Here is a 23953-nt window from a genome sequence, read left to right as displayed (position 1 = left end):
TACAATTCAGACTTTTTGGATTTATATTAATCGGTATGCGATACTGTATACGATGTGCAAGGGATATCGGTGAAGGGCACGAGTATTGCCCTCACTGCGGGACTCCGCAAAAGAGCCCCCTGCCTCGCCCAGTACCTGCAAAAAAGAAAGCGATCTGGTTTAAGATCGCAATTATCGTGGGAATCGTGCTGGTATTGATTATCGCGGTCTGCGTATCCATGGCACTCACCGTGTACGAAGATTCGAAAACCAATCCCGACGCCATCATCCACAACGCAAACGGGTCCATCACCACCACTGCAAAGACACTGCTCAAGGAATTCAACGACAACGAAATCCGCGCCGGCGAAATGTTCAACGAAAAGCGGGTCTCTTTCTCGGGATGCGTGGAATCCGTCAACGACATGCTCCTCTTTTCGACGGTTCACATCAACAACTGCGGAATCCTGGGCTCAAAAACCATCAAGGCCATCTTCCCCACCTCGGCCAAAAAAGACCTGGCCACCCTGGTAAAAGGGAACAAGGCGACCATCACCTGCACCATCGTAGATGGCGGCAACATCATGGGCGTCCTGGCAAAGGAATGCCTTGTAAATCGCTAGAAGTTAACGGTTCCAGCCGGAATGGCCGTCTCCATAAAGCAGGGGGCCGTTATCATCGGGGTGACCTCCCCCGGTAACCGCGCCCTTCACTCCAAGCCAGCCACGCATCCTTTTGATACGTTCGGCCTTGCGCTTTTCGTCATCAAGTTTCTTCTCTTCATCCATAATGGCCCAAATATAGCCAAATCGGCCCCTAATTGAGAAATATCGCCTTCGTAAACGCCCCCAATGGTCAGTTCACTATTCTGATAAACACGAATACCGTTGGAGCATCAAGGTATTTAAACAAATTCGAAGACATTTTAAAGGTTCAACTTTAAATCATTCTGAATAATAGAGAACATATCATCCTTATGAATCGCAGCCATTTCTTGCGTCCAATTTCCGTTATTAGACTTTGTCATCGCAGCCATAACCTTCAGTTTCATACTTTGTTCTACAACACTTCCAAAACTGCTGATTTTTCCAACCGGTTCATTGTTAGAAAACTTAGAATTTCCAGAAACGGTAACCAAGGCTAGATTGCCAAATGAATTCAAGTCTCCATCATCCCAAGCTTTTCTTTCAGCAGGATGCTGTGGTGAGAAATGTTCAATGGAATTACGATATTGATACTGATAGTTTTCCATTTTACTTATAACAGAAGATCCATTATAAGAGAAGCCATCGCGCCAAAGCAAGTAGTCTAAATACGTGAATACGATTCGTTCAATACCAAAGCCAGAGGCGTTTTCATAATTGCTTTCCTGAACTTTTGTACAGCAATACTTTTCTAGCAAAGGAATCAATTCTACATTTTCATTTTTATACAGTGCAAGTAAAACATCAGTAATCCAATGCATCATCTTGGGAGAAGTATAGGTAATCCTCAGGCAAGATTCCAGCATTCTTATACTTTTTGTTTTTTCGGTATCAAAACGAGTTTTATCTTCGATACTTTCAGAATCTGCATCTGTTTGCGTATTGTATGTTCCGAAATACTGAGGCTTTAGAGAATCTTTTTTCTTATCATGATAGGCCTTTATGCCCTGAAGCATCCAACGGCCCTCTTCGCGGTAATCCTTGTAGAATTCGCGTTTGATTATATATTTGTCCAACAAATAACGGCACTTTAGTAAAGTGAAAATAAAAGTCTTGGCTTTTTCAGAGTTTTCCCAGTAAACCATTAAAGATTTAAGAAACTTTTTATCATCAAGGCTATCCAAATTGGAGAAATTTGGGCCAGAAATAACAGCATTTACATGTAACAAAAAATTAGGGAACGAAATTACCGATTCAAAACGTTCTTGTTCATCCTTTGAATCGTTCTTAAGTTTATCACCATCTTTTAAAACGGCTCCACCTTTTAAAAATTCGACCAATTTAAATGTTACATCATCTTCTTCAGATTTTACTGTAGAAGTGCAATTTGCCGCGGCGCTTTCAAAAGAATCACAATTAAAGCCAGTCCAGTCTTCGCCAAATAACTTTTTTCTAGATTCCGTATCAAAATTCATTTGAACGTATGAATCCATTAAAGCACAGGCATCCCAAATCTTGGCGGCAACAACGGCATCATTCTTATCGAGAATTGCAAGAATTCTTGCCTTAACAATTTCGTGAGGAGTCAGCTGTTCTCCTCGAGTATTCATTATTTCAAAATAATGATTAAGGTCTATTCCTTCTGGAACCTGTACACGGGCAATCTTGATTTTAGATAATTTTTCGTAGAAATTATCGTACGCAGCAGAATCTTTCATTTTTGATTTAAAGAAATTTTCAATGATATCGTAGCCAGTTTTCAGTTCCGTCGACAGCCATTCTGAAGAAGGGGCCCCCGTCTTCATTTTTTTGAAGGTGTCATTAGATTTATCGCGTGCTTCAAAGGTTAGTGCATCTTCAGCCACACTCTTTTTCAAGCAAAGCATCATTAAATAAAGAGTGGTCAAACGTTGCTGTCCATCGATTACTTCAAAATTATTGCCTGACTTATTGACAATCAAATTTCCCAAATAATAATCATCAGTTACATCAAGAATATCTTGAAGTAATTGTTCTATCTGATCCTTTTCCCACGCATAGTTTCGCTGGTAAATAGGAACCACATAATGAACATTTTTAAAAATATCTGCAACACTCAACATTTGTGGTTGCACAACATTCTTCGTATTGGGATTAATCTGCATTTACGCCTCCACCCCAGAATATTTATCCCAAAGATCAAAATAGGATTTGACACGATTTTGATAACTTTTCTTTTCGCTAGGGGTTGCCTTGGTTTTGTCAGGTCTTGCCAACGCAACAGAAAACAACTCGTTGGGATTGTTCATCATACTGATTTCATAAAAGATATTGAGTCCGTAATTGATAGAATGTTCGCCTCTGGCATACTTATTCACAGATTCTTCATAAACACTATACAAAGAGATCCTTAATACATACACCCACGAGAACAAAGTACAAAAGACAGAATCATTCAAACAATTCATTCCAAATCTATCAACAAAAAACATGACTGCATTAACAAAAAGATTTCGAACTAGCCAATCACCGCGGCCACCGTTAGAAAGTTCCGGATACTTGAATGCAATTTGTACATTAATCTGTTTGTACAGTTCTAGATAATGTAAGGTATATGCAAAAAAGCGCTTTCCCGCAATTATAGGCTGAGTCAACTGAAATTGACAAATCTTTCGATCCGAAAGCAATTCATAAACATTGCTTTGGTTAGCCTGTTCTATGTAAAGATTGGCTGCCTTATGGTAAACAGAGAAATTAAAACCGGAATTTCTTTGAATGCCCTTGAAAGTGTTAATGTCCTTGGATGAATATCCAAGACCATTTAAGCGACGATGCCATTGCACCAAGGGATAAAGCGAATTTTCAAAGAGCGCAGCAAGCTGTTTTTGGTCAGAATTTTCCCAGGTGTTTATGATCTGAGTTTTGGTCTCCACAGAATCGTCATTCATTTCCCTTAAATGATAAGACTTAAGCAAATCATGGGGAGCCAGTTCCTTGCCTCTTGAATTCTGAGAATCGAAAAACTGAAAAGCAGATTGTTCACTTGGAGCTGAAATAACAACCAATGAGCAATGCTCCTGAACATAGTCCATCAGTTTTTTTCGTTTGTCTTCTGTAAAGTTTCCACATAGCTGACTCAGAATTATAAAATTCTGAGATATAGCAGGCTTAGAAGCCCTGCCATATTCTTGAGACAACAATCCATTTACGAAATTATTATCCAAACAATAAAAAAGGATGGACAAGGTCGTTAAACGTTGCTGTCCATCCACAATTTCCATTTGTTCTCCATTTTCATAGAGAATAACCGATCCCATACGATATTCCTGAATGGAATTTTCGCACGCATTCACTACATCATGAAATAAGGTTGATGCAGCCTTTACACTCCAAGTGTACGGTCGTTGATAAGGTGGAACGCACAAAGGCCAAGTCAGTAATTCCTTAAGCCAAACAATTTTGGGATCAACATTCATAGCTTACTATACCTTCCATCTTCATTGCGTTGAATTTTACCAAGATTCCAAAGCCACAGAAGCCTAAATGAAGCCTGCGCATTTGTGGACCAATCTACATTGAAATTATCATTGAGATAGATACGAACATCATTGTCCGATACGGGGTTTTCAGAGTTTTCAACAAAAGACAATGTTTCTTCAATTCCAAAAATTCGTTCGTTCAATATTTCAAAAGCAGCATCTTTTGAAGGGTTTTCTATGAAAGATTCTGCAGAAGGCGTTAGTTTATATTTTTTATCGACAAGTTGAACTAAGCCGAGATTTGAGAAAATCGTACTCATGTAGCTAGCAATTGTTTTATCACTATTTACAGAATCATATTGTGTTTTAAACCATTTCACCATATCTTCTTTTGACTTGGGCTGGCTTTTTAGTGCATTCAAAACATCAAGCAAAGAATCATAATAATGATCGATTCCGCCTGGCAAAGGCCAAATAGACATCCTTTTTTCCAAAATCAAACTAGAATCATCGTCCTCTAAAGATTCAAAATAGTCTTCATCCAAAGAAATCAATTCTGTCTTTTTGGACTTGACACCTATTTCATACTTAATCAGCAACTCTAAAAGTTTTTTCCCATTAACAAGGGAAACCGGCATTTTATTTGGAGCGGAAGCCTCTTCTTTAGCAGCCTTTGTGAAATCAGCAGTTGTAATAATCAAACCTCTCTGATCAACTTCTGCAGCGCCGCGAAGTTCTCTAACAACATTGTCACTAACATTGTGAGAATATCGTTTAACTTGAACGGCGGTTTTAACATTTGTAAAACCATAAACAGTAAGATTCGCTTTTACATCTATGCCTCCATCTCCAGACCGCTTAGTCACTTCTACATTCTCATAACCAAGTTTTTCGAGAAGATCTCCGATGAGATGTTCAAAAATAAACGGATCTGTATTCAACAGGCGTTCTTTCAAAGCTATCGTCTGAGCCTCATTATATTCAAGAATCAGCTGTTCAGGACTTTTTTCTTTATTAGACTTAGTCGCAGCAGTGAACAAACCCTTACCCACTTGGACAAAAGGAGAATTAGCTCCGTTCTTTTTAATATCTGTATAAATTTGCGCACCCATTGTAGCTTCCGGAGTTTTACCTGAAGTTTTTACCAACTGCTGCTTTGCTGCAATTTGATAAATTTCAATGGGAGTCATGGGATGTTTTGATTCGTGAAGAATCTTTATAGCAGCATCTTTAAAAGAGAGAGTGGGCATATAAATCCATCGCGTTAAATTTTATTTCAAAAGTAAATATAACCTTATAAAAAGAGAAAAAGTCTCCAAAGGGGCGACTTGTTCCACATAACAGACAAATTTCACAAAAAAGCTAATTTATCCCTTTATCCGCAGCAATTCCGTAGCTGGTCACATCGTCTCCGGGTGCGAAGTATAGCTGATTACCGGCGATGTTCTTATTTGCGTTTGCACTTCCTTCTGCGGAATTCGCGGCGCGCATGCTGTCAAACATTTCTTCGTTGTCGGTCCAGAGTTCGCACTGGGTGATTACGGTCTTGATGGCACTTTCCCAGCCTTCGGGCGGGTACTTGTATTTCTTGAGGAGTTTCTTGATGGCGGTGCGCATGGAGGCGCGGGCGCTTTCCTTTCGTTGCCAGTCGATGGTGCGGCTCTTACGAAGCTTTTCTGTAAGCTCCTTAGTAAGTGCGATAAACTGCTCGTCGCTATACGCCTTACGAATCCCTTCGGGGCTTGTAAGGGCATCGTAGAATGCGGTTTCTTCCTTGGTCAGGCCAAGCTTTTCGCCAGAAGCAGCGGCGTCGGAAATGCTACTTGCCAACTTCAGCAATTCCTGGATTACTTCTTCGTTGGTTAGCTGACCGTTCAGGTAACGGTTCATGGCCTGATGGAAAAGCTCCGAGAACTTCTGGGAGTTCACGATATTCGTTCTGGAATAAACCCGAACTTGTTCCTCGATAAGTTTCTTCAAGATTTCCACCGCGATGTTCTTGTGTTTCATCTTGGCCACATCTTCAAGGAACTTGGGATCAAACAGGGAGAAGTTCTCCCCTACACTACTGAACAGATTTAGAACGCCTTTAGATTTTACGCTTTGCTTCAGCAATTCGTTGATTCGTGCGTTTACATCCTTGAGGGTAACCTTGCTCTTGCCTGCGCCATACATAAAGCGCATGAGCTGCACACGAACTGCTTCAAAGAAGTTCGCTTCGTTTCGCATTTCTGCAGGAGCTATGGAAGAGCATAGTGAGAGGGATTGGCGAAGCATCAAGGCTTCTTTGACAAAAGACTTCTTCTGTTCTTCGCGGCTTTTCTCTAAAATAAAGTTCAATGCATCGGTAATGCATACACCCATCTTCAGCGAGGAATTGCTGAAGAAATCGGAGTAGTCGAATCCATGGAACAGGCTACGGCAAATTTCCAGTTTTTCCTGGGCCTTGGGCAAAGCCTGTTTTGCAATGTCCATTTCGCCATAGTTCTTACGGTCACGAACGGTATAGTCGTTCATGGCACGTTTTAATGCGCTGGCGATACCGATGTAATCTACCACCAGGCCGCCTTCCTTGTCTTCGTAGACTCGGTTTACGCGTGCAATGGCCTGCATCAGGTTATGGCTTTCCATCGGCTTAAAGACGTACATGGTCGCAAGGGACGGAACGTCGAATCCCGTAAGCCACATGTCCACCACAATCACGATTTTCAACGGACCTTTATTGTCCTTGAATCTTACAGCCAATTCCTGGCGGTGAGTCTTATTGCCCACAATAGGATGCCATGTTTCGGGATCCTTGTTGCTTTCGGTCATGACCACGGCAATCTTTGCATCTTCTCCGGGAACTGTTACGGTTTGATCACCCACCATCACTTGAGATGTGGTTCCTGCCCATTCAGGACGCAGTTCCAGAATACGATTAAACATCTTCATGGCAATGCCACGAGAATAAGCCACAATCATGGCCTTGCCAGTATAAAGATCCTGACGATTAGTTTCGTAGTGTTCCAGGATGTCATCAACCAAGGAGTTGATTGTCTTTTCGTGACCGAGAATTGCTTCTAGCTGGCCTAATTCATGCTTGCTTTTCTCAATGATTTCCGGAGAGGCACCCCCAGCCAACATATCATATTCAGAATCAATCTGGGCAAGGACCTTGTCGTCCAACTTTAGGCGGACAACTCGGCTTTCATAATAGACAGGGCGAGTTGCACCATCTTCCACAGCCTGGGTCATATCGTAAATATCAATATAGCCACCAAAAACTTCCGTGGTGTTGCGATCTTCACGGCTAATGGGCGTACCCGTAAAGCCGATGAAGCTTGCATTGGGCAGACTGTCACGAATAATGCGAGCTGTACCCTTTATGGTGCGGACTACTAAATTACCAGAAGCATCTTCGGAAGTCTTTACCTTTTCTGCTAAACCATACTGACCGCGATGGGCTTCATCAGCCATCACAATGATATTGCGGCGATCAGACAGAGGTTCGTCGGATTCCTCGAACTTCTGCATGGTGGTAAAGATGATGCCGTTGGCCTTACGACCATTAAGCAACTTCTTCAGGTGCTCGCGAGATTCAGCCTGAACAGGTTCCTGACGTAGGAAATCCTTACAGTTGGCAAACTGGCCATACAGCTGGTTATCCAGATCGTTTCTGTCCGTAATCACCACAATGGTCGGGCTTTCGATGCTGGACTGAAGCAAGTTGGCATAGAACACCATGGAAAGGGATTTTCCGGAGCCCTGGGTATGCCAGAAAACGCCGATTTTGCCATCGCCACTTACAGCTTGCTTAGTTCGTTCTACAGCCTTGCGCACTGCAAAATACTGATGGTAGCCAGACAGAATCTTAAAAGTCTTTAATCCATCGTTATTGAAGCAGATGAAGTTCTTGATAATATCAAGAAGTCGATCCTTCTGGAAGATTCCTTCAAAGAAGGTGGAAAAGTCTGCAATAGCACCAGATTCACGGTTACCATCCTTGGTTTTCCATTCCATAAAGCGGTCTTCGCCGCTGGTAATGGTACCGGCTTTTGAAATCAGCTGGTCAGACATGACGCAGATGCAGTTATAGATAAACAGCGTAGGAATCTCCTGCATATAATTGCGGATTTGCAGGTAAGCTTCGCTGGCGTCGGTCTCTTCGCGGCTGGGAGACTTCAATTCAAAAAGGCAAACAGGCAAACCATTCAAGAACAAGAGCACGTCGGGCCGCTTGTTGGACTTTTCGATAAAGGTCCACTGGTTTGCAAAAATGAAAGAATTGTTATCAACGTCCTTGTAATCCACAAGGTAGATGATATCGGACTTGGTCTCCCCTGCCTTATGATAACTGACCTCAACGCCACACTGGATGTAATCCATGAACAGGGCATTCTGCTTTACAAGATCATCGTTTTCGAAGTTGCGGACCTTATTCAGGGCCTCTTCGATAGCCTCGGGCGCAGCCTTGGGATTGATCCTACGGATCGATTCCTCAAGTACAGAATCCAGTAACGGGCTATGGAAATCTCTATCTACGTCGGGGCCATAACGGTAATCCCATCCCAGAACATCCTGGAATAGTTCCTTTAAGCACTGCTCGTAAGCATTTTCGTCGTAGATTGGCATTGATTATCTCTCTTTTATACGAAAGATAATCAAATTTTACAAACATGATTTATGCGAAAGCGGCTTTATCCAGCAAAACGTTCACATACGTCTGGTACGGAATACCCGCTTCGGCCGCTTTTTTCTTGATTGCATCAACCGTTTTGACTTTAAGCCGGATAGAATACATTTTCTTCTCTTCTTTGGAATCTGCAATAGCCTTCTTGATGCGGGCAATGGATTCCTCAAGAGTTTCCGATTCATGCCCCCCGGTAATTAGGGTCATCGGCTCTCTCACGGAGGTGTCATTTTCGAGTTCCTCAATTTCCTCCTTAGAAAGGAAATCATCAACCAGCTTAAAGCCTTTGGGCAGTCTAGTCTTCTTATGCATTTTGCACCTCGTCTTCATGAGCCCTCCTTACAGTAACCAAGGTAGACAAATCGTCTGTGACAATTAAAGTCCAATACAATCCATCTACTTCCGCAACAATCTTTGACATTCCATCTCTTTTTGATGGAGCTCTTCTAATCTCTTTTTTGTGCAGGACCTTTCCGAGCATTTCTACGGTAAAGCCCCTTTCACGCATTCTTTCAAAAGCGTGTTTTGTAATATTCATCTATTACCTTCATCATGATAGCAAATGTATAGACAAATGTCAATACACATTACAATACACAAATGGAATTGTTCCATTTACAGCTATTTCGTGATATTTGGAATGTTCTAGCCATGCTGTTGGCGGGGGCATTCCCCGGCGTTACTTGTCAGCGTTTCTGCTGAACTCGAGCAGGCTGCGTCTCCTGCCAGCTATCCAACAACATCAACCAGATGGTTAATGAGCCTTGCCGCGAATGCACGTACGGACTTTACAAGTCTATGTCGACTGTCGCAAGGATTGGTGAAATACGGAATGAAATATAATTAAAGATTTTGACAGTAAAGTGTCAAAAACAAAGCGTTAAAACATAATTTTGACATTTTTTATTTCATTTTCACATTTGGCATTGCATTTTTCAACAGGTTAAGCTATTTTATGGGTATGAAAAACTCAACCGTTAGCTTAAAAAGAATTCTCCTGGAGAACTTCAAAAATGTCAAAAAAGGTGAAATTTCCCTAGTTCGCAAGGTGGAAAATGGAGCCTGCATTGTCGGCATTTACGGGCAAAACGGCTCCGGTAAAACGGCTATTATCGAAGCAATGAGTTTGCTGAAGCATTGTCTTCTGGGGTATCCTATGGACCCCACCATTACGAATTATTTTGCATCCTGCATTAACGTAGATAGCGAATCTGCACGTCTTGAATTTGAATTTGCCATTGAAGACGTTGAAGCCGAAACCAACTACAAGGTTGTCTATTGCTTCACATTGAAGAAAGAAGATAGCAACCGCAATACCAAGCTGATCATTTGCAACGAAAAGATTTCCTATTCCAGCAAGAATAAAGACACCTCAACAAAGTTTGTAGACTATATAGATACCGATAGCGAAGCTCCTTTTGTGCCGAAATCAAAATACGACGCACTTATCGGCAAAGACAAAAACAAGAAAACCGCTTTGCTTGTCGCAAAAAAGATGGCAGAGGCAAATACAGCATCCTTTATCTTTTCAAAGGAAATGCACGATGCCATACAGTCCGAAGAAACAAACTTCATTTTGGAACGTTTGGCAAATTATGGCGCACGAGAGCTCTTTGTGATTAGAACAGCATCGACAGGGCGAATCACCTTGAACGACATGCCCATCCACATTTCTCTGGACCACAATGAGGATCATAAGTCAGGAAGTTTGCTGTTGCCCTTGAACAGGCCCAATACGGTCGCACCGCATATCCTTCAGATTTTGGAACGAACCATCAGCAGTTTGAACATTGTGTTGCCGCAGATTGTTCCCAATCTTAAAGTAGGCTTGAAACATCTTGGCCAGGAACTCATGCAAAACGGCATACCGGGCCATATTGTGCAAATGACATCCAGCAAAGATGGCCACGAATTTCCTTTAGCTATGGAATCCGACGGCGTCAAGAAAATTATATCTATCCTGTCGTTACTCATCGACGTTTACAACAACCATTCCATTACAGTCGCCATCGACGAACTGGACTCCGGTATTTTTGAATACCTGCTTGGTGAAATTCTCAGAATCATTTCTGAAAAGGGTAAAGGCCAATTGCTATTTACGTCCCACAACTTGCGCCCTTTGGAAACGCTGGACAAGAATTTTATCGTGTTCACCACCACAAATCCAATGAACAGGTACATTCGCTTTAGCGGAGTCAAGACAACCAACAATTTGCGAGACTTCTATTACCGCGACATTATTCTTGGCGAGCAGAGCGAACCCGTTTACGAGACCACCAACAATTCCGAGATTGCCTTGGCATTCAAGATTGCAGGAGGCTCCAATGGCTCGTAAAAAGGTCGTGTTTGTCATTGTAGAGGGCCCCTCCGATGAAACGGCCCTGGGCGTGATTCTTTCCCGCTATTTCAACAAGGATTCCGTTTACACTCATGTGATGCATTGCGACATCACAACGGAATTCGACAAGGACACCCGTCAAAAAGTCGGTTCTGCAGACATTACAAAGAAAATCGCAGAAGTTGTTAAGAGATGGGCTGACACCAACCGCTTAAAGCCGGAACATTTTGAACGTATCATTCACATAGTAGACACAGATGGCGCTTTCATTCCCGAGGACAAAGTGGAGCAAAGTGACATTGCCTACCCCTTCTATACCTTGGAAAAAATCCTTTGCCCCGTCCGCGAAAACATTATTGAACGAAATTCCAGAAAGTCAAAGAACCTTTTGAGACTGGCTAGCGCACCGACCATTTGGAAGGTTCCTTACAACGCCTACTATATGTCTTGCAACCTGGATCACGTGCTGTACAACAAGCAAAATTCCAATGACCAAGACAAGGAAAAAGACGCACTGGAATTCGCCCTGCATTACAGAGACAACATCCCCGAATTCGTCAATTTCATTTCAAAGTCCGATTTTTCATTCAAGGCAGATCCGAAACTTCTCCTTGCTGAGAACTATAAGGAGTCCTGGAAGCAAATCCAAATTGGATGCAATTCTCTGGAAAGACGAACGAATTTTGGGTTGGTATTTGGGTAGGTTTACGCGTCAATATATGCAAAGGACTGCGGGGCGGTGGTGATTCCGTAGTCGGAAAGGCTTTTGGGCTCTTTGAACATCGTCACTTCGCCCAGCTGGTACGCATAGGCGAATTCCCGCTTCGAGAAGTATTCCATATACTTGCCATGGGAAATTCCGGAGAAGTCCTTCGTCTTTTGCCAAAGCTTTTTGGGGGTATCCTTCAGCACGCCCAGAACGGAAACCGAGCCCACGACCTTCATTTCCGGCGAAGTTGAGTAAATGAGAATCCGGTCCACATGGCGCTTGGCCACGTTGCGACGGAACTCGAACTTCTTTGAACCGGCGAGGATTTGCCGAACGTATTCGGGATGGATGGAAAGAAGGATGGTGGACATTTTTTATTTTTGAATATTTTTTTTAATTCTTTTTCTCTATCGCCAATTTACAGTATAAATCTGTATAAGACCCTTGTTCTTTTCCTTTAGAAAGCGTAAAAAAAAAAAAATATATATTTAATAAAAATATTTTAAAGGATTAACAAAATGAAAGCATTTATTGTTCACGCATGGAATAACGAAAAAGCATCGCTCTATCACCCTATTTGCGATGGAATTGAGTATATCAACTCAACTATAAAGACCATAAAAAAAACCTTTGAATCAGCAGATATTGAAATAAACTATGATGCGAACTCATTTAAAGCGGACGATACGATTAGACGAAACTTTCAAAAACAAATTAAAGATGCCAATTTAATCATTGTATTACTTGATGGCCTACGACCAAATGTTGTTTACGAAATGGGGTACGCTGCGGCACTTGAAAACAAAAAAATTCTTTGTTTATGCGAAAAGGATGCTACAATTTTAGTAAGGAACTTGTATCCAGACCCTTTATCTGTTCCGGCGATTAATGGAGAAAAATATACCATTATCAATCCAAAACTTGATATATACACAGCTCTTTCAGATTGTTCTGACTTATTCATTTTAAAATACAACCGTTTCGATATGGATGATTTAGAAGAGCAATTAAAAAATTATCTTGACGAAAATCCAATTCAAACAAGCAAAGAACAGAGAATTCAAACAACCATACAAAATCAAGATTGTGAAAATTCTGAAGACCCTGAGGAATCAATTTCTCGGAAATCAAACAACGCAATTTCTGAAAAAGATTCTAAAAACCCTATCCTTGACAAATCAGCTTCAGACGATTGCACATCTTCAAGCAAAACCGAAAACTTGCCCCGCAAATATGTGTGGGAGCTGTTTAAAAATGGAAAAGATGAAGAAATCCAAAAAATTGACAATGCTAAATTAGATCCATACAGCAAAAAAACAAAAGCTCTTTCTTTCTTCAGACAAAAAAAGATTAGCGACGCAATAGATGCGTTCAAACTTCTACTTAACGAAAAAGACGCATTAAAACATTCAGCTTATTATTTTTTAGGAGTATGTTATTTATTTCAAAACAAATACTTTGAAGGATTCACCTACCTTTTAAACGCAAAACTCAACAATTACACTCCAAAAACAGGATCTATTGACGATCTACTAGATATGATTGCTGATGAGATTCATTTTCCCGGCTGGAAAAAATTATTCCAACAAAATAGTTAAAGTTTTTTTGGGTGATCAGCACAAAAAGAGTTTCTTTTTCGAGGAACTCTTTTTTTATTTGATGGGATGCAACATTCTATATTACAACAAGTCATATCATTCCTAATGATGTTTTGACTTTTTGAAATATTGAATATTCCGGTGCGGTGGAGCCGCCAATCCAGAAAAAAACACCATTCTCAACCTGTAGAGCCTCCTATTCCAAAATCATTTATTTCTTTAAATTCAGTGCATTGTATTCGTGCGGGATTTCATAAGCCTATTCGTGCGAAAGAAGCGCTACCAAACGTATTAAAAGACACAATGTATATGCGAATGAAAGAAACAAATTTTATTCAGCCGTAAGCAAATTTCATAAACAAGAATGGTGGCTTTTCCAAGGAACCGATTTCCATTACTCCGGTCGCATTACTATGGTCCGACATATTCAATTTGTACAAAAAATAGTTCGACAACTTTTAGGGTCTTGTTTAAGATTCTTGTTGAACAATAAACGATAATTTAGCAGCCTAAATCTGGATATTTTCCACATCTATTTCGCCGGACATGAGTTTTGGGAGAAGGGTGTCGCGGAGGGTGGTTAGGCGTTGAATTTCTTGTTGATTTTTTGAGATTTGTTCGTAATATGGAGAAATAATTACTGTGTATTTTTCCATATAATCTGATGTCGGCAATATTGTTTTGAAGTCGCCAATGTCAGACAAAAAGAGACATTGCTGAACGGCACCATGAGCTGCATTTGTAACCATTTCTTTCTGCAAGTTCAATGAATTGTACAAGAACTCAGAGCTTATAACATCATAATTTGGCTTGATAATCGCAACACTTCGCTGAAACTCTATATTTTCTGGTTCTGTTTTCAACAAGAGCATTTCTCCAACAGTTCCTACGGATGAAAGCAGAATATCGCCCTTAGCTAGTTTTGTTCGTTTTCTAAGTTTATCAAACGTTTCTCGATTAATCTTACGTTCATCAGAACCAATTGACAGAACCCCACCCTTAATATTTTTACAGCTCAGCAAGAGACAATCCCCATTAGAATCATCAACAACAGTGTTATGAACACCATCAGTAATTGAAGAACAACATTCTCTCAAGGAAACTTCTCTCCAATCTTCTGGCATTACACCGCCGAAGGGGGCGTAGTCGATGAACCAGTTTTTGAAGAGAGCTTGGGCTTGTTTCTCTAAATTATCGTTTTCTTAAATATGGCACAAATCAAGGAGTTATATTTATGAAAAAAGTGATAAAAGATCAAATTATGCAGGATATGTTGAATTCTTTGGACAATGCTCAGCTTGAGATTTTGAGTAACGCATTAGATTCTGCATTCAGTTCTGTTGAAATTTTGTCAAATCAGCAAAGTGAGACATCTTTTAACGAGAATCTTGATCAACAGTTGGTAAAAGCGTTTATTGCAGCGAAGAGAATCGAGGGCTGTTCCGAGAAAACCTTGCAATATTATCAAAAGACCATCCAGGATTTCATTCTCGGCATATCAAAGAACATCAAGAAAATTTCTACAGACGATGTTAGACAATACCTGACCAGCTACCAACAGCGTAAAAATTCCAGCAAGGTTACAATCGATAATATCAGGCGCATTTTCTCTAGTTTCTTTTCTTGGCTTGAAGATGAAGAATATATTTTCAAGAGTCCAATTCGCAGGATTCACAAGGTAAAAACCGATAAAATCATTAAAGAAACTTATAGCGATGAAGAACTAGAGCGACTTCGTGATAGCTGTGCGACGCCTAGGGATATTGCGGTTATTGACACTCTTGCCTCTACTGGCATGCGTATTGGCGAAATGGTATTGCTGAACAAGCAAGACATCAATTTTACAGAGCGCGAATGTATTGTTTTCGGCAAGGGGAATAAGGAACGAGTAGTTTATTTTGATGCGAGGACCAAACTGCATTTACAGCAATATTTAGAGAGTAGGACAGATTCGAACGAGGCTTTATTTGTTTCTCTTAGAAAACCAGCAACAAGAATTACTATTAGCGGCATAGAAAGTCGTCTGCGAAAATTCGGAAGGCAACTCGACATCAACAGAGTTCATCCGCATAAATTCAGGAGAACTCTGGCAACAATGGCGATTGACAAAGGAATGCCTATTGAGCAACTGCAACGCTTTTTAGGACACCAACGCATCGACACAACATTGCAATACGCTATGGTGAAACAATCAAATGTGAAACTTGCGCACAAGAAATATATTGGATAATTATTATGGATAATTGGAAAAAATGTACAATAGCAGATATCGGCACCGTTGTTGGCGGTGCTACACCATCAACAACAAATCCCAATAATTACGATGGTGGCCAGATTGCTTGGATAACGCCTAAAGACCTTTCTAATCACAAAAGTCGTTTCATTTCTCATGGTGAACGTAATATTACCGAACATGGTTTAAAAAGCTGTTCAACTCAACTACTCCCTAAAAATTCCATTCTGTTCACCTCACGTGCACCCATTGGATATGTTGCGATTGCTGCAAATGAAGTATGTACTAATCAAGGATTCAAAAGCGTTATTCCGAATGAAAATACAGATTACATGTTCCTGTATTATCTTTTATTGTATAATAAAGACCTAATTGAAAGTATGGGTAGCGGAACAACCTTCAAAGAAGTTTCTGGAAAGACCATGCAACAGATTCCAGTTCAAGTTCCTCCATTTGAAGAACAAAAAAGAATATCAAAAATCTTATCGTCATTAGACGATAAGATTGAATTGAATGCTAAAATAAACGATAATTTAGCGGCCTAAATCTGGATATTTTCCACATTCATTTCACCGGACATAAGCTTCGGGAGAAGTGTGTCGCGGAGGGTGGTTAGGCGTTGAATTTCTCTTTGAATATTCAACATTTGAATAAAAAGAGATTCTACAATTTTTTGGAAGTCATCTAAAATTTTTTGTGAGGGTAAAGTAATTTCAAAATTTTTTAGAATTTCGGTCTTGAGATTGGTAAAAATACTGCCATTCCCTAAGTTGACAAGATCCTTGCGTATTTCTTTAAAGAAGAGATATAAAAATTCGTTTGTAAGTTTTGATTGTGGAAAATAAAGCCATCCATCATGAATGCAGGAATCTAAATCTAAAATTTTAGGAATTCCTGGCGTGGCACTATTTGACAATACCAAAGATCCCGCCTTCAAGAAAACAGTTTTATTAAGACCCGTTTCCTTAATATATTCTGCGATTTCAAGAATGAACGGAGAATTCAAAGAGGTTACATCAGATATTTTCAACCAGCGATAACCTGAATCGGACAAATATTCTTGAATGGGACGGGGCGAGCCACCTCTTTTGATTTCAACGAAATCACCAAGTTTTCCTTCTATCCAATCATCAGGCATTACACCGCCGAAGGGGGCGTAGTCGATGAACCAGTTTTTGAAGAGGGCTTGGGCTTGTTTCTCTAAATTATCGTTTATCTTATTGTTGAGTTCGATTTTGTCGTCAAGGGCGGAGAGGATGCCGGCGATTCGTTGCTGATCTGCAAGCGGGGGAACCTTTATCTTCAATGCTTGTATATGATTTCTATTCAATGTGGGAACTGCTGAACCACTACCGACATTTCCCGTTCCAAAACGTTGAAGAAAATACTTAACAAATTTCGGATCATTTCCCTTAAAATCGGAAACATAAAGTGATGTATTATGAGGCCAATAGTCGGATTCAACATACTGAACTTCACCCAATGTTCCTGAACGACCTATCACAACCCCTGGACCTTTCACTTTAAATTCATTATGATATCCCATGATAGAAGTTGAGCAAACAACAGGATACGGTCCTTTAACAATGGATGTTTTTGTTAAGTCATATCCCCTATGCAACTCAATAAAGTCGCCCAATAAACATTCTTTCCATTCACTCATATACTATTCAATATAAATACTTTCTAGATCCTGTTCCTTCAAACCTTAGAATTGCAAGGAACTAAAGTTCCAACAATTCTATATCGACTTCGTTCAGAATGACTCCAAGAGACACATCTGCTTCACTTTATACCTCAAGGCGATGCGACCTCACTTTTCATATCGAGTTTCTCAGCGGCCAGTCCAATGAGGCGCTTCGCCTGGTCGGCGAGATAAAGCGGGATGTTCAGAACGTTCTCGTCGAGGGCCAGGTTTTTCATGGAGAAGCGGACGCGTAGTTTTGTGATATCATCAAAACGACTCGCGTAGTTTTTCATGCTGGTCGAAACGATGTTTTTACCGGACTTCACTTCTACCGGGATAATGAGGTTTTCGTGTTGGATGATGAAGTCCACTTCGTATCTTGAATTTTCATCGGTCCAGTAGAATATATTTTTGCCGTATTGTTTGCGTAGCACCTGCAGCACATAGTTTTCGGCAAAAGCTCCGTGGAATTCAGTGTAGAGTGCATCGCCTAAGATGACGGTTTGCGGAGTCATACCCGAAAGTCTGCGCAATAGGCCTACATCGGCCATATAGATTTTGAAGGCGGACAAATCTTCGTACGCCAACAAGGGTATTCCCGGCTTCTTGATACGGGCTACTTTGTACGCAAGGCCAGCATTTACCAGCCACATCAGTGCATTCTCGTATTCGCGGGCGCGGGCTCCGGGTTTTGCCGCACTATACAAGAACTTCTTGTTTTCACGCGCAAGCTGTGACGGAACGGATTTCCAGATTAAGGATATTTTGGGAAAATCACCGCGATCGGCATGGCGTGCAAAATCACGTTCGTAAGAATCGTTTAATTCATCAAGCCCGTATTCCGCCTGGATGGAATCGTAATTTCGAACAAAGTTTTTGACAACGCCTGGCATTCCCCCGCTTACAAAATACTGCTTGAGTTTTTCTTCGAGCGGGGCTGCAAATGCAAGCGGAATATTTTCTAGAGAGTCAATGGTCTGCATGTAATATGCAAAGTTCTCTGCACCTGATGCAGTCAGAAACTCTTCGAAATCCATGGGATAGGCATCCAGGAACTGAACCTTCCCAACAGGGAATCCATCTTTCGAAAGCGATACTCCGAGCAACGAGCCTGCACTTGCCACCGCATATTCCGGAGCGTCTTCGCAAAAATATTTGAGGCTATTCAGCGCCTTGCCGCAGCATTGGATTTCATCAAATACAATGAGCGTTTTTTGCGGTTCTATGGGGACTCCGCTCAACAGGGAAAGTTGCGGAATCAAGCGCTTGGGATCCTTTGTGCTTTCGAAAACAGAAGCGAGGTTTTGATCAAAATCGAAGTTGAAATAGGCTACGTTTTCAAAGCAGGTGCGGCCAAATTCCTTTAATGCCCACGTTTTTCCGCATTGGCGAACACCCCGCAGTATGAGCGGTTTTCGGTCGTTGCGATTCTTCCATTGCAAAAGTTCGTCAAGAATTTTTCGTTTCATAAGACGCCTCGTTCAAGAGTCAATATACAAATTTTTGCAGAAAATGTGATTTTCCGCTCAAAATTCTTGCAGAAAACGTGATAAACATACACTTAAATCAACTTTTTGCGATTTAATGACCCTTTCCTGCATCGGGGTTTTAGGGATCTCCCTAGGAGAGGGGGTAGCGGAAGACGCGTTAGCGGCTGGAGCGAGGGGGATTCCTCCCCCACTAAATCTTAAATCCGAGGCCCTCCAGGTTTTTCTTGATTTGCTTTTCGAGGTCGTGGCTCTTTGCGAACATCTGGGAGAGTTCGGCGGTGAGGCGGGTCATTTTCTGGTCGAAGGGTTCGTCGTCCTGGGCGGTTTCCTCAATGCCTACGTAGCGGCCGGGGGTAAGGATGTAGTCCTGGGCAGCGATGTCCTTGGTTTCCACAACGGCGCAGAAGCCTTTTTCGTCCTGGAGTTTCCCTTTCTGGAATTGTTCGAAGGTGTCAGAGAGTTTCTGGATGTCTTCTTCGCTGAGGTCGCGGTGCTTGCGGTCCACCATGTGGCCCATGTTGCGGGCGTCCACGAAGAGTGTCTTGCCTTTCTGCTTTTTGCCGCGGGTAATGAACCAGAGGGTCACGGGGATGGTGACGCTGTAGAAGAGCTGGGTGGGCATGGCCACGATGCCTTCCACCAGGTCGGCCTCGATGATGCGCTTGCGGATGTCGCCTTCGCCACCGGTCTGTGAGCTGAGGGCTCCGTTTGCAAGGACCAGGCCGATTTTTCCGCCGGGTGCCAGGTGGTAGATCATGTGTTCGATCCAGGCGAAGTTGGCGTTGCCTGCAGGGGGCAGGCCGTATTGCCAGCGGACGTCGTTCTGCAGCTGTTCCTGGCCCCAGTTCTTGAGGTTGAAGGGCGGGTTGGCCATGATGAAGTCGAAGCGTTCGTTGACGTGGAGGTCGTGGAAGAATGAGTCTTCGTGGTGTTCGCCGAAGTTTGCGTCGATGCCACGGATTGCCATGTTCATCTTGGCCATTTTCCAGGTGTCTGCGTTGGCTTCCTGACCGAATACGCTGATGTTATTGCGGTTGCCGCTATGGGCCTGTATGAACTTGACGCTCTGTACGAACATGCCGCCGGAACCGCAGGCGGGGTCATAGACGCGCTTGCCTTCGGTGGGCTTGAGGATGTTCACGATGGTCTTTACGATGCTTGCGGGGGTATAGAATTCACCGCCCTTGACGCCTTCGTAGCTTGCGAACTGGGCGATGCAATATTCGTAGGTGCGGCCCAGCAAATCCTTGCTTGCCTCGGTGTCGCTCATGTCCATGTTGCTGAACACATCCACCACGTTGCCGAGCACGCGCTTGTCCAAATCGGGTGCGGCGTAGTTCTTGGGGAGAACGCCTTTCAGGTTCTTGTTTTCCTTTTCAACGGCGATCATGGCTTCGTCCAGGACCTTGCCGATTTCCGGGGTGTGGGCCGCTGCAGCGATTTTATTCCAGCGGGCGGCCTCGGGCACAAAGAACACGTTTTCTTCAGCGTAGAAGTCCGGGTCGTCTTCAAAGCCCTCCCCTTCTGCCACCAGCTCGTTGTAACGTTTTTCGAAGGCTGCGGAGATGTAGCGCAAAAAGATGAGGCCGGTAAAGATCTTGCGGTATTCTGCGGCGGGAATGTGACCCCACAGTTCGCAGGCGGCATTCCAGATTTGCTGTTCAAAGCCAATCGCTACAGTGTTCTCGGAAGAAGCTTTCTTGGAGATTCGTGCCATAAATGTACCTTAAAAAATGAGCCCCAAAACAAAACCTTTGTCTAGGGCTAAATATAAAATAAATTAACCGACTTAAGGCATCCGTCTTACGCCGAGGCCACCTGGAGAATCGATCCATTTGGATTTCGGCCAAAGATTATAGCTGAGGATGTGGATTCCGTCTTCTGAATCAAGGGTTTCGACTTCGCTAGTTTCGATTTCGCCGATAATTTTGCCACAGGCGTTGGTCAAATCCAGCAGTTTACGGGCCTTTTCACAGGCGGCCTTGAAGTCTTCGCCCTTAAGCAGCTTATTCTTCTTTTTCCAGTAGGCAAATTCCTCCAGAAGATAATCTTCATTGCATGCGCTCTTGAAAGTGGCAACCGCGCTCAAGATGCTTGCTAAGGGAATGTCCATTGCGGAAATCGTTGAGTTCGCCGCCACATTCTTCATCATCATAAAAGTCTGCGTAACCATCTCCGCTGTAAACCGAATTATTTTCGTTCAGATTTACCAAAAATTCGGTTTCAAGGTCGTTCCGTTCATCTATGGAGAGCTTGTCGGCTTCTTCTTCACTTTCGGCACCCTTGTTCATCATGCGGGTATACACCGATTCATCCGTCTTGTAGATGTTGGGGAAGCCCTCGAATTCCACACTGAATGTTCTTGACTACATATTTAGACATAAGCAACTCCTTCTTAGATTCCTATACCAAATATAGGAGCAAACCTCCGTCCGTTGGATTCAATCCGAAGCACCATCCCGCGCAAGGGATACCCATAGGATTCAATCCGACGCACTTTCCCGCGTAATGGATTTGCCTTGGGATTCAATCCGACGCACTTTCCCGTTTTTGGGACACCCTTTTGGATGCAATCCAACGTACTTCCCCCACTTTTTAGCTGCTAATTTGAACAGCATTTATTGTAAATTTTACTCATTTGTTCAGTATCAAAAATCAGAAAAATGCATTTTTTTCTTCATTCATACGCCAAAATGGCCAGTTCATACGGAACACCCCCCCAAAAATGTGGTTTTTTCGAAAACTTTTTTTGTACATTCTTTTGCAAGGAAATGTTCGAACAATTATCCTAAAAAAGACAAACAAACTTTCTTATATAAAGGATTAAAATATGAACAAAATCAAAAGAATTAATTTCCATAGTATGCGCAACGAAGAAGTTCGCGCATTCCACTACGAATGTCTGAAATTCACCAAGTATCTTTCGTCCGACATCTTTTCAAACAACGTAGCCGCCTACGAAAATGTATTCCAGAAATATAGTGATGCGTTAAAGTTGAACGCTACCGAGAACTTCGAAACCACCAAGGATCTTGATATCAAGCGCACCGATATCTATGTGGCCTGCCGACGTATCGCCCTGGGATTGCAGCAGTTCCCCAGCCAGGATCCGGTCATCCAGAACACAACGGCAAACATCGTTGAGTTCTTCAGCAAGGCTCCCACCATCCACAAAATTGCCCAGAATCAGACTAGCGGTATAATCAAGGGGATTGTGGAGAGTTGCTACGCCCTGGATTCCAACGCTCTGGAGGCTTGCGGTTTCAAGGTTTACCTGGATCAGCTTAAGGAAGCCAACGAGCGTTTCATCGAGGTTTCTGCCGAGCGCGCAGCCGCCTTGGGGAATCGCGAGACGGAGCTGGTCAAGCACACCCGCGATGAGTTGAACGAAATTTTCGACCGCGTGTGCTCCGGCGCCGAAGGCCTTGGCGCATCAGGTAACGAAGACTGTCTGAACTTCGTCAACAACATCAACGGAATCATCGAACGATTCAGTTCCGTCTACAAGTTGCGTCAAACCCTCAAGCAAAACGCCAAGGAAAAAACAGAAGAAAAATCTGAAAACAAAACCGTGATTGCCTCCGCAGTGAAAGCAGCCTAAACCCAAAACTAATTAAAGGAGTTCGCCCGGCCCATCAAAAAAAATGGCCGGGCTTTTTTACACAACAAATTTCTTACAAAATCATAAAATATGTATAACCTACGATTATGTTTCTAGGTTAACACTTGTTTACCTGATGTTCATCCAAGGTATGCCATAGACAAATCGTCTATGGCATTTTTGGTTCGGCCAGATTAAGGGGGTTCTTTTTAGGGTAGATTATATTTGGGCGAATTTTTGCCCGGGATACAATAAGGAGTTCTTGTGAAGCACAATTTCCAGAAAACTTTTGTGGCGGGGCTTTCCGCCTTGGGTTTGGCCATGTTCATGGCCTGTAGCGACGATTCCACCCCTCATGCGGCCGCCCCTGTGGTTGATCCCTCTGCCGGATTAGAGGAACAGCCGCAAAGCGGCATCAACCAGCCCGAAACCCCGGCAGACCAGTTTCCGGCCGAAAATCCCGACCCTAGCGAAAATACGGTCCCGGCAGAAAGCTCCGAATCCGGCGAAATTGCAGACCCGGCCCCCACATCCAGCGAAATTGCAGAAATTTCAAGTTCTTCCGAAGAGGTTTCCAGCTCCAGCGAAGAGGAACCCGCCTCTTCCGAAACGGTTCCTGCCGAGCCTTCCTACGCATTCGGCTATGCCCTCAAGAACGCCCCCACCCCCAGTAAGGGTTGCGGCAGGGAAACCACCCTCAAGACCGACAAGTTGGTCGAAAATGGCGAGCATCATGTGGTCAACGTTAACGGTACCTACCGCGAATATTTTATCACCCTGCCCAAGAATTACGACAATACCAAGCCCTACAAGCTGCTGATCGCCCTCCACTGCTACGGCAGTTCCGCCGAGGACTTCGTCCACCACACACCGGACTACGACCACCCCACTCCCTATTACAGCCAGCAGGCCCAGGATACCGAGGGTAACTACATGTTCGCCTCGCTCCAGGCGGTAAATGGCCTGTGGAACCAGGGTCAGGCAGACCATGATTTCTTCGGTCAGGCCCTCACCACCATCGAAGACAACTACTGTATCGACACCAGCCGCGTGTTCATTACCGGTTTTAGTTTCGGAGCCATGTTCTCTTACTCCCTGATGCAGGACTACCAGGAACGTATCCGCGCCGCCGCCACCTATGCCGTGGCCGATTACAACATCTGGCTTCCCCAGGATGCGGGTACCGACAAGAACCTGCCCGTGGCCTGGATGAATGTTCACGGCCAGAACGACGACCGCTGCCTTTACGACAAGGCAAAGAACAGCGCCCTCCCCCGAATTTTAAAGAAAAACGGCAAGGCCTCCGACGGAGATAGCCAATTTACCGACGCCAGCGGCGAAATCATGGCCGAAAACCAGGGCAGCACGGGCCACACCTGCCACGACTTTACCACGGTAGACGAACGATTCCCCGTAAAGTTCTGCAGCTGGCCCGGAAACCACCAGTGGACCGCCCACGACACCGGCAACATGGGTATCGGCTGGGGCTGGGAAGACACCTGGGTCCCCGAAGAGGTCCACAAGTTCTTCGAGCAGTTTTAATG

General features: G+C 43.2%; 22 protein-coding genes. 8 read left to right on the top strand and 14 right to left on the bottom strand.

From position 1 onward, the window contains the following. Positions 1-35: 35 nt before the first annotated feature. Positions 36-602, top strand: a complete 567-nt coding sequence (locus BUB73_RS05125; RefSeq protein ID WP_073284111.1) for an OB-fold protein — start codon at positions 36-38, stop codon at positions 600-602. A 3-nt stretch (positions 603-605) separates the two neighbouring features. Here BUB73_RS05125 and BUB73_RS17195 read toward each other — a convergent pair whose 3' ends face one another. From BUB73_RS17195 to BUB73_RS05095, 7 genes are all read right to left on the bottom strand, one after another. Continuing rightward, complete coding sequence (locus BUB73_RS17195) at positions 606-767, bottom strand: hypothetical protein (protein ID WP_170932252.1); 162 nt, start codon at positions 765-767, stop codon at positions 606-608. A 137-nt stretch (positions 768-904) separates the two neighbouring features. Continuing rightward, positions 905-2767, bottom strand: coding sequence for a DUF262 domain-containing protein (locus BUB73_RS05120; protein WP_073284108.1), 1863 nt, complete (start codon positions 2765-2767; stop codon positions 905-907). Further along, positions 2768-4078, bottom strand: coding sequence for a DUF262 domain-containing protein (locus BUB73_RS05115; RefSeq protein ID WP_073284107.1), 1311 nt, complete (start codon positions 4076-4078; stop codon positions 2768-2770). Then, entirely contained in the window at positions 4075-5331 is a 1257-nt protein-coding gene (locus tag BUB73_RS05110; protein WP_073284104.1) for a restriction endonuclease, read from the bottom strand. Before BUB73_RS05110 ends, BUB73_RS05115 begins: the two co-directional genes overlap by 4 nt. Before the next feature lie 112 nt (positions 5332-5443). Beyond that, positions 5444-8695 (bottom strand): type I restriction endonuclease subunit R, encoded by a 3252-nt coding sequence (locus tag BUB73_RS05105; RefSeq protein WP_083539649.1) that lies wholly within the window; start codon positions 8693-8695, stop codon positions 5444-5446. 49 nt (positions 8696-8744) lie between these two features. Next, a complete protein-coding gene (locus BUB73_RS05100; RefSeq protein ID WP_249269271.1) occupies positions 8745-9065 on the bottom strand; it encodes a CopG family antitoxin in 321 nt (106 codons plus the stop codon). After that, positions 9058-9291 carry a hypothetical protein gene (locus BUB73_RS05095; protein WP_073284099.1) on the bottom strand — a complete coding sequence of 78 codons (234 nt, stop codon included), beginning with the start codon at positions 9289-9291 and terminating at the stop codon, positions 9058-9060. The genes BUB73_RS05100 and BUB73_RS05095 overlap by 8 nt, the downstream gene beginning before the upstream one ends. A 423-nt stretch (positions 9292-9714) precedes the next feature. Between BUB73_RS05095 and BUB73_RS05090 the strand changes: the two genes are divergently transcribed. Both BUB73_RS05090 and BUB73_RS05085 read left to right on the top strand, forming a co-directional pair. After that, on the top strand, positions 9715-11088 hold the full coding sequence (locus tag BUB73_RS05090) for an AAA family ATPase (RefSeq protein ID WP_073284359.1): 1374 nt from the start codon (positions 9715-9717) through the stop codon (positions 11086-11088). Then, complete coding sequence (locus BUB73_RS05085; RefSeq protein ID WP_073284096.1) at positions 11078-11794, top strand: hypothetical protein; 717 nt, start codon at positions 11078-11080, stop codon at positions 11792-11794. The genes BUB73_RS05090 and BUB73_RS05085 overlap by 11 nt, the downstream gene beginning before the upstream one ends. A 2-nt stretch (positions 11795-11796) precedes the next feature. On the opposite strand, the gene BUB73_RS05080 is transcribed toward BUB73_RS05085, so the two are convergent. Further along, positions 11797-12171: an ASCH domain-containing protein gene (locus BUB73_RS05080; RefSeq protein WP_073284093.1), complete on the bottom strand. Its 375-nt coding sequence runs from the start codon at positions 12169-12171 to the stop codon at positions 11797-11799. A 147-nt stretch (positions 12172-12318) separates the two neighbouring features. On the opposite strand from BUB73_RS05080, the gene BUB73_RS05075 reads away from it, so the two are divergent. Then, positions 12319-13398 (top strand): TIR domain-containing protein, encoded by a 1080-nt coding sequence (locus tag BUB73_RS05075; protein ID WP_073284090.1) that lies wholly within the window; start codon positions 12319-12321, stop codon positions 13396-13398. Positions 13399-13907: 509 nt separating this feature from the next. Here BUB73_RS05075 and BUB73_RS05070 read toward each other — a convergent pair. Further along, positions 13908-14522, bottom strand: a complete 615-nt coding sequence (locus tag BUB73_RS05070; RefSeq protein WP_073284087.1) for a restriction endonuclease subunit S — start codon at positions 14520-14522, stop codon at positions 13908-13910. 110 nt (positions 14523-14632) lie between these two features. Here BUB73_RS05070 and xerA point away from each other — a divergent pair, with 110 nt between their 5' ends. Both xerA and BUB73_RS05060 read left to right on the top strand, forming a co-directional pair. After that, positions 14633-15628 carry a site-specific tyrosine recombinase/integron integrase gene (xerA, locus tag BUB73_RS05065; RefSeq protein WP_073284084.1) on the top strand — a complete coding sequence of 332 codons (996 nt, stop codon included), beginning with the start codon at positions 14633-14635 and terminating at the stop codon, positions 15626-15628. A 5-nt stretch (positions 15629-15633) separates the two neighbouring features. Further along, the gene (locus BUB73_RS05060) at positions 15634-16176 is read left to right on the top strand and encodes a restriction endonuclease subunit S (protein WP_073284082.1); all 543 of its coding nucleotides are present in this window, start codon (positions 15634-15636) and stop codon (positions 16174-16176) included. On the opposite strand, the gene BUB73_RS05055 is transcribed toward BUB73_RS05060, so the two are convergent. From BUB73_RS05055 to BUB73_RS05035, 5 genes are all read right to left on the bottom strand, one after another. After that, a complete protein-coding gene (locus tag BUB73_RS05055; protein ID WP_073284079.1) occupies positions 16173-17294 on the bottom strand; it encodes a restriction endonuclease subunit S in 1122 nt (373 codons plus the stop codon). The genes BUB73_RS05060 and BUB73_RS05055 overlap by 4 nt on opposite strands. 134 nt (positions 17295-17428) lie before the next feature. After that, complete coding sequence (locus BUB73_RS05050) at positions 17429-18787, bottom strand: ATP-binding protein (protein ID WP_073284076.1); 1359 nt, start codon at positions 18785-18787, stop codon at positions 17429-17431. 211 nt (positions 18788-18998) lie between these two features. Continuing rightward, on the bottom strand, positions 18999-20525 hold the full coding sequence (locus BUB73_RS05045; RefSeq protein ID WP_073284073.1) for a type I restriction-modification system subunit M: 1527 nt from the start codon (positions 20523-20525) through the stop codon (positions 18999-19001). Between the two features lie 72 nt (positions 20526-20597). Continuing rightward, positions 20598-20921, bottom strand: a complete 324-nt coding sequence (locus BUB73_RS05040; RefSeq protein ID WP_139259119.1) for a hypothetical protein — start codon at positions 20919-20921, stop codon at positions 20598-20600. Then, positions 20860-21159 (bottom strand): hypothetical protein, encoded by a 300-nt coding sequence (locus tag BUB73_RS05035; protein ID WP_073284069.1) that lies wholly within the window; start codon positions 21157-21159, stop codon positions 20860-20862. The genes BUB73_RS05040 and BUB73_RS05035 overlap by 62 nt, the downstream gene beginning before the upstream one ends. A gap of 479 nt (positions 21160-21638) precedes the next feature. Between BUB73_RS05035 and BUB73_RS05030 the strand changes: the two genes are divergently transcribed. Both BUB73_RS05030 and BUB73_RS05025 read left to right on the top strand, forming a co-directional pair. After that, positions 21639-22409: a DUF6261 family protein gene (locus tag BUB73_RS05030; protein ID WP_088658511.1), complete on the top strand. Its 771-nt coding sequence runs from the start codon at positions 21639-21641 to the stop codon at positions 22407-22409. A 264-nt stretch (positions 22410-22673) separates the two neighbouring features. Next, a complete protein-coding gene (locus tag BUB73_RS05025) occupies positions 22674-23951 on the top strand; it encodes a CE1 family esterase (protein WP_249269272.1) in 1278 nt (425 codons plus the stop codon). The last annotated feature ends 2 nt before the right edge of the window (positions 23952-23953 follow it).

This window comes from Fibrobacter sp. UWH6 (assembly GCF_900142465.1).
GTDB lineage: Bacteria > Fibrobacterota > Fibrobacteria > Fibrobacterales > Fibrobacteraceae > Fibrobacter.
Note: the sequence above shows the minus strand (reverse complement) of the source record. Positions and strands in the feature narration are given on the sequence as shown.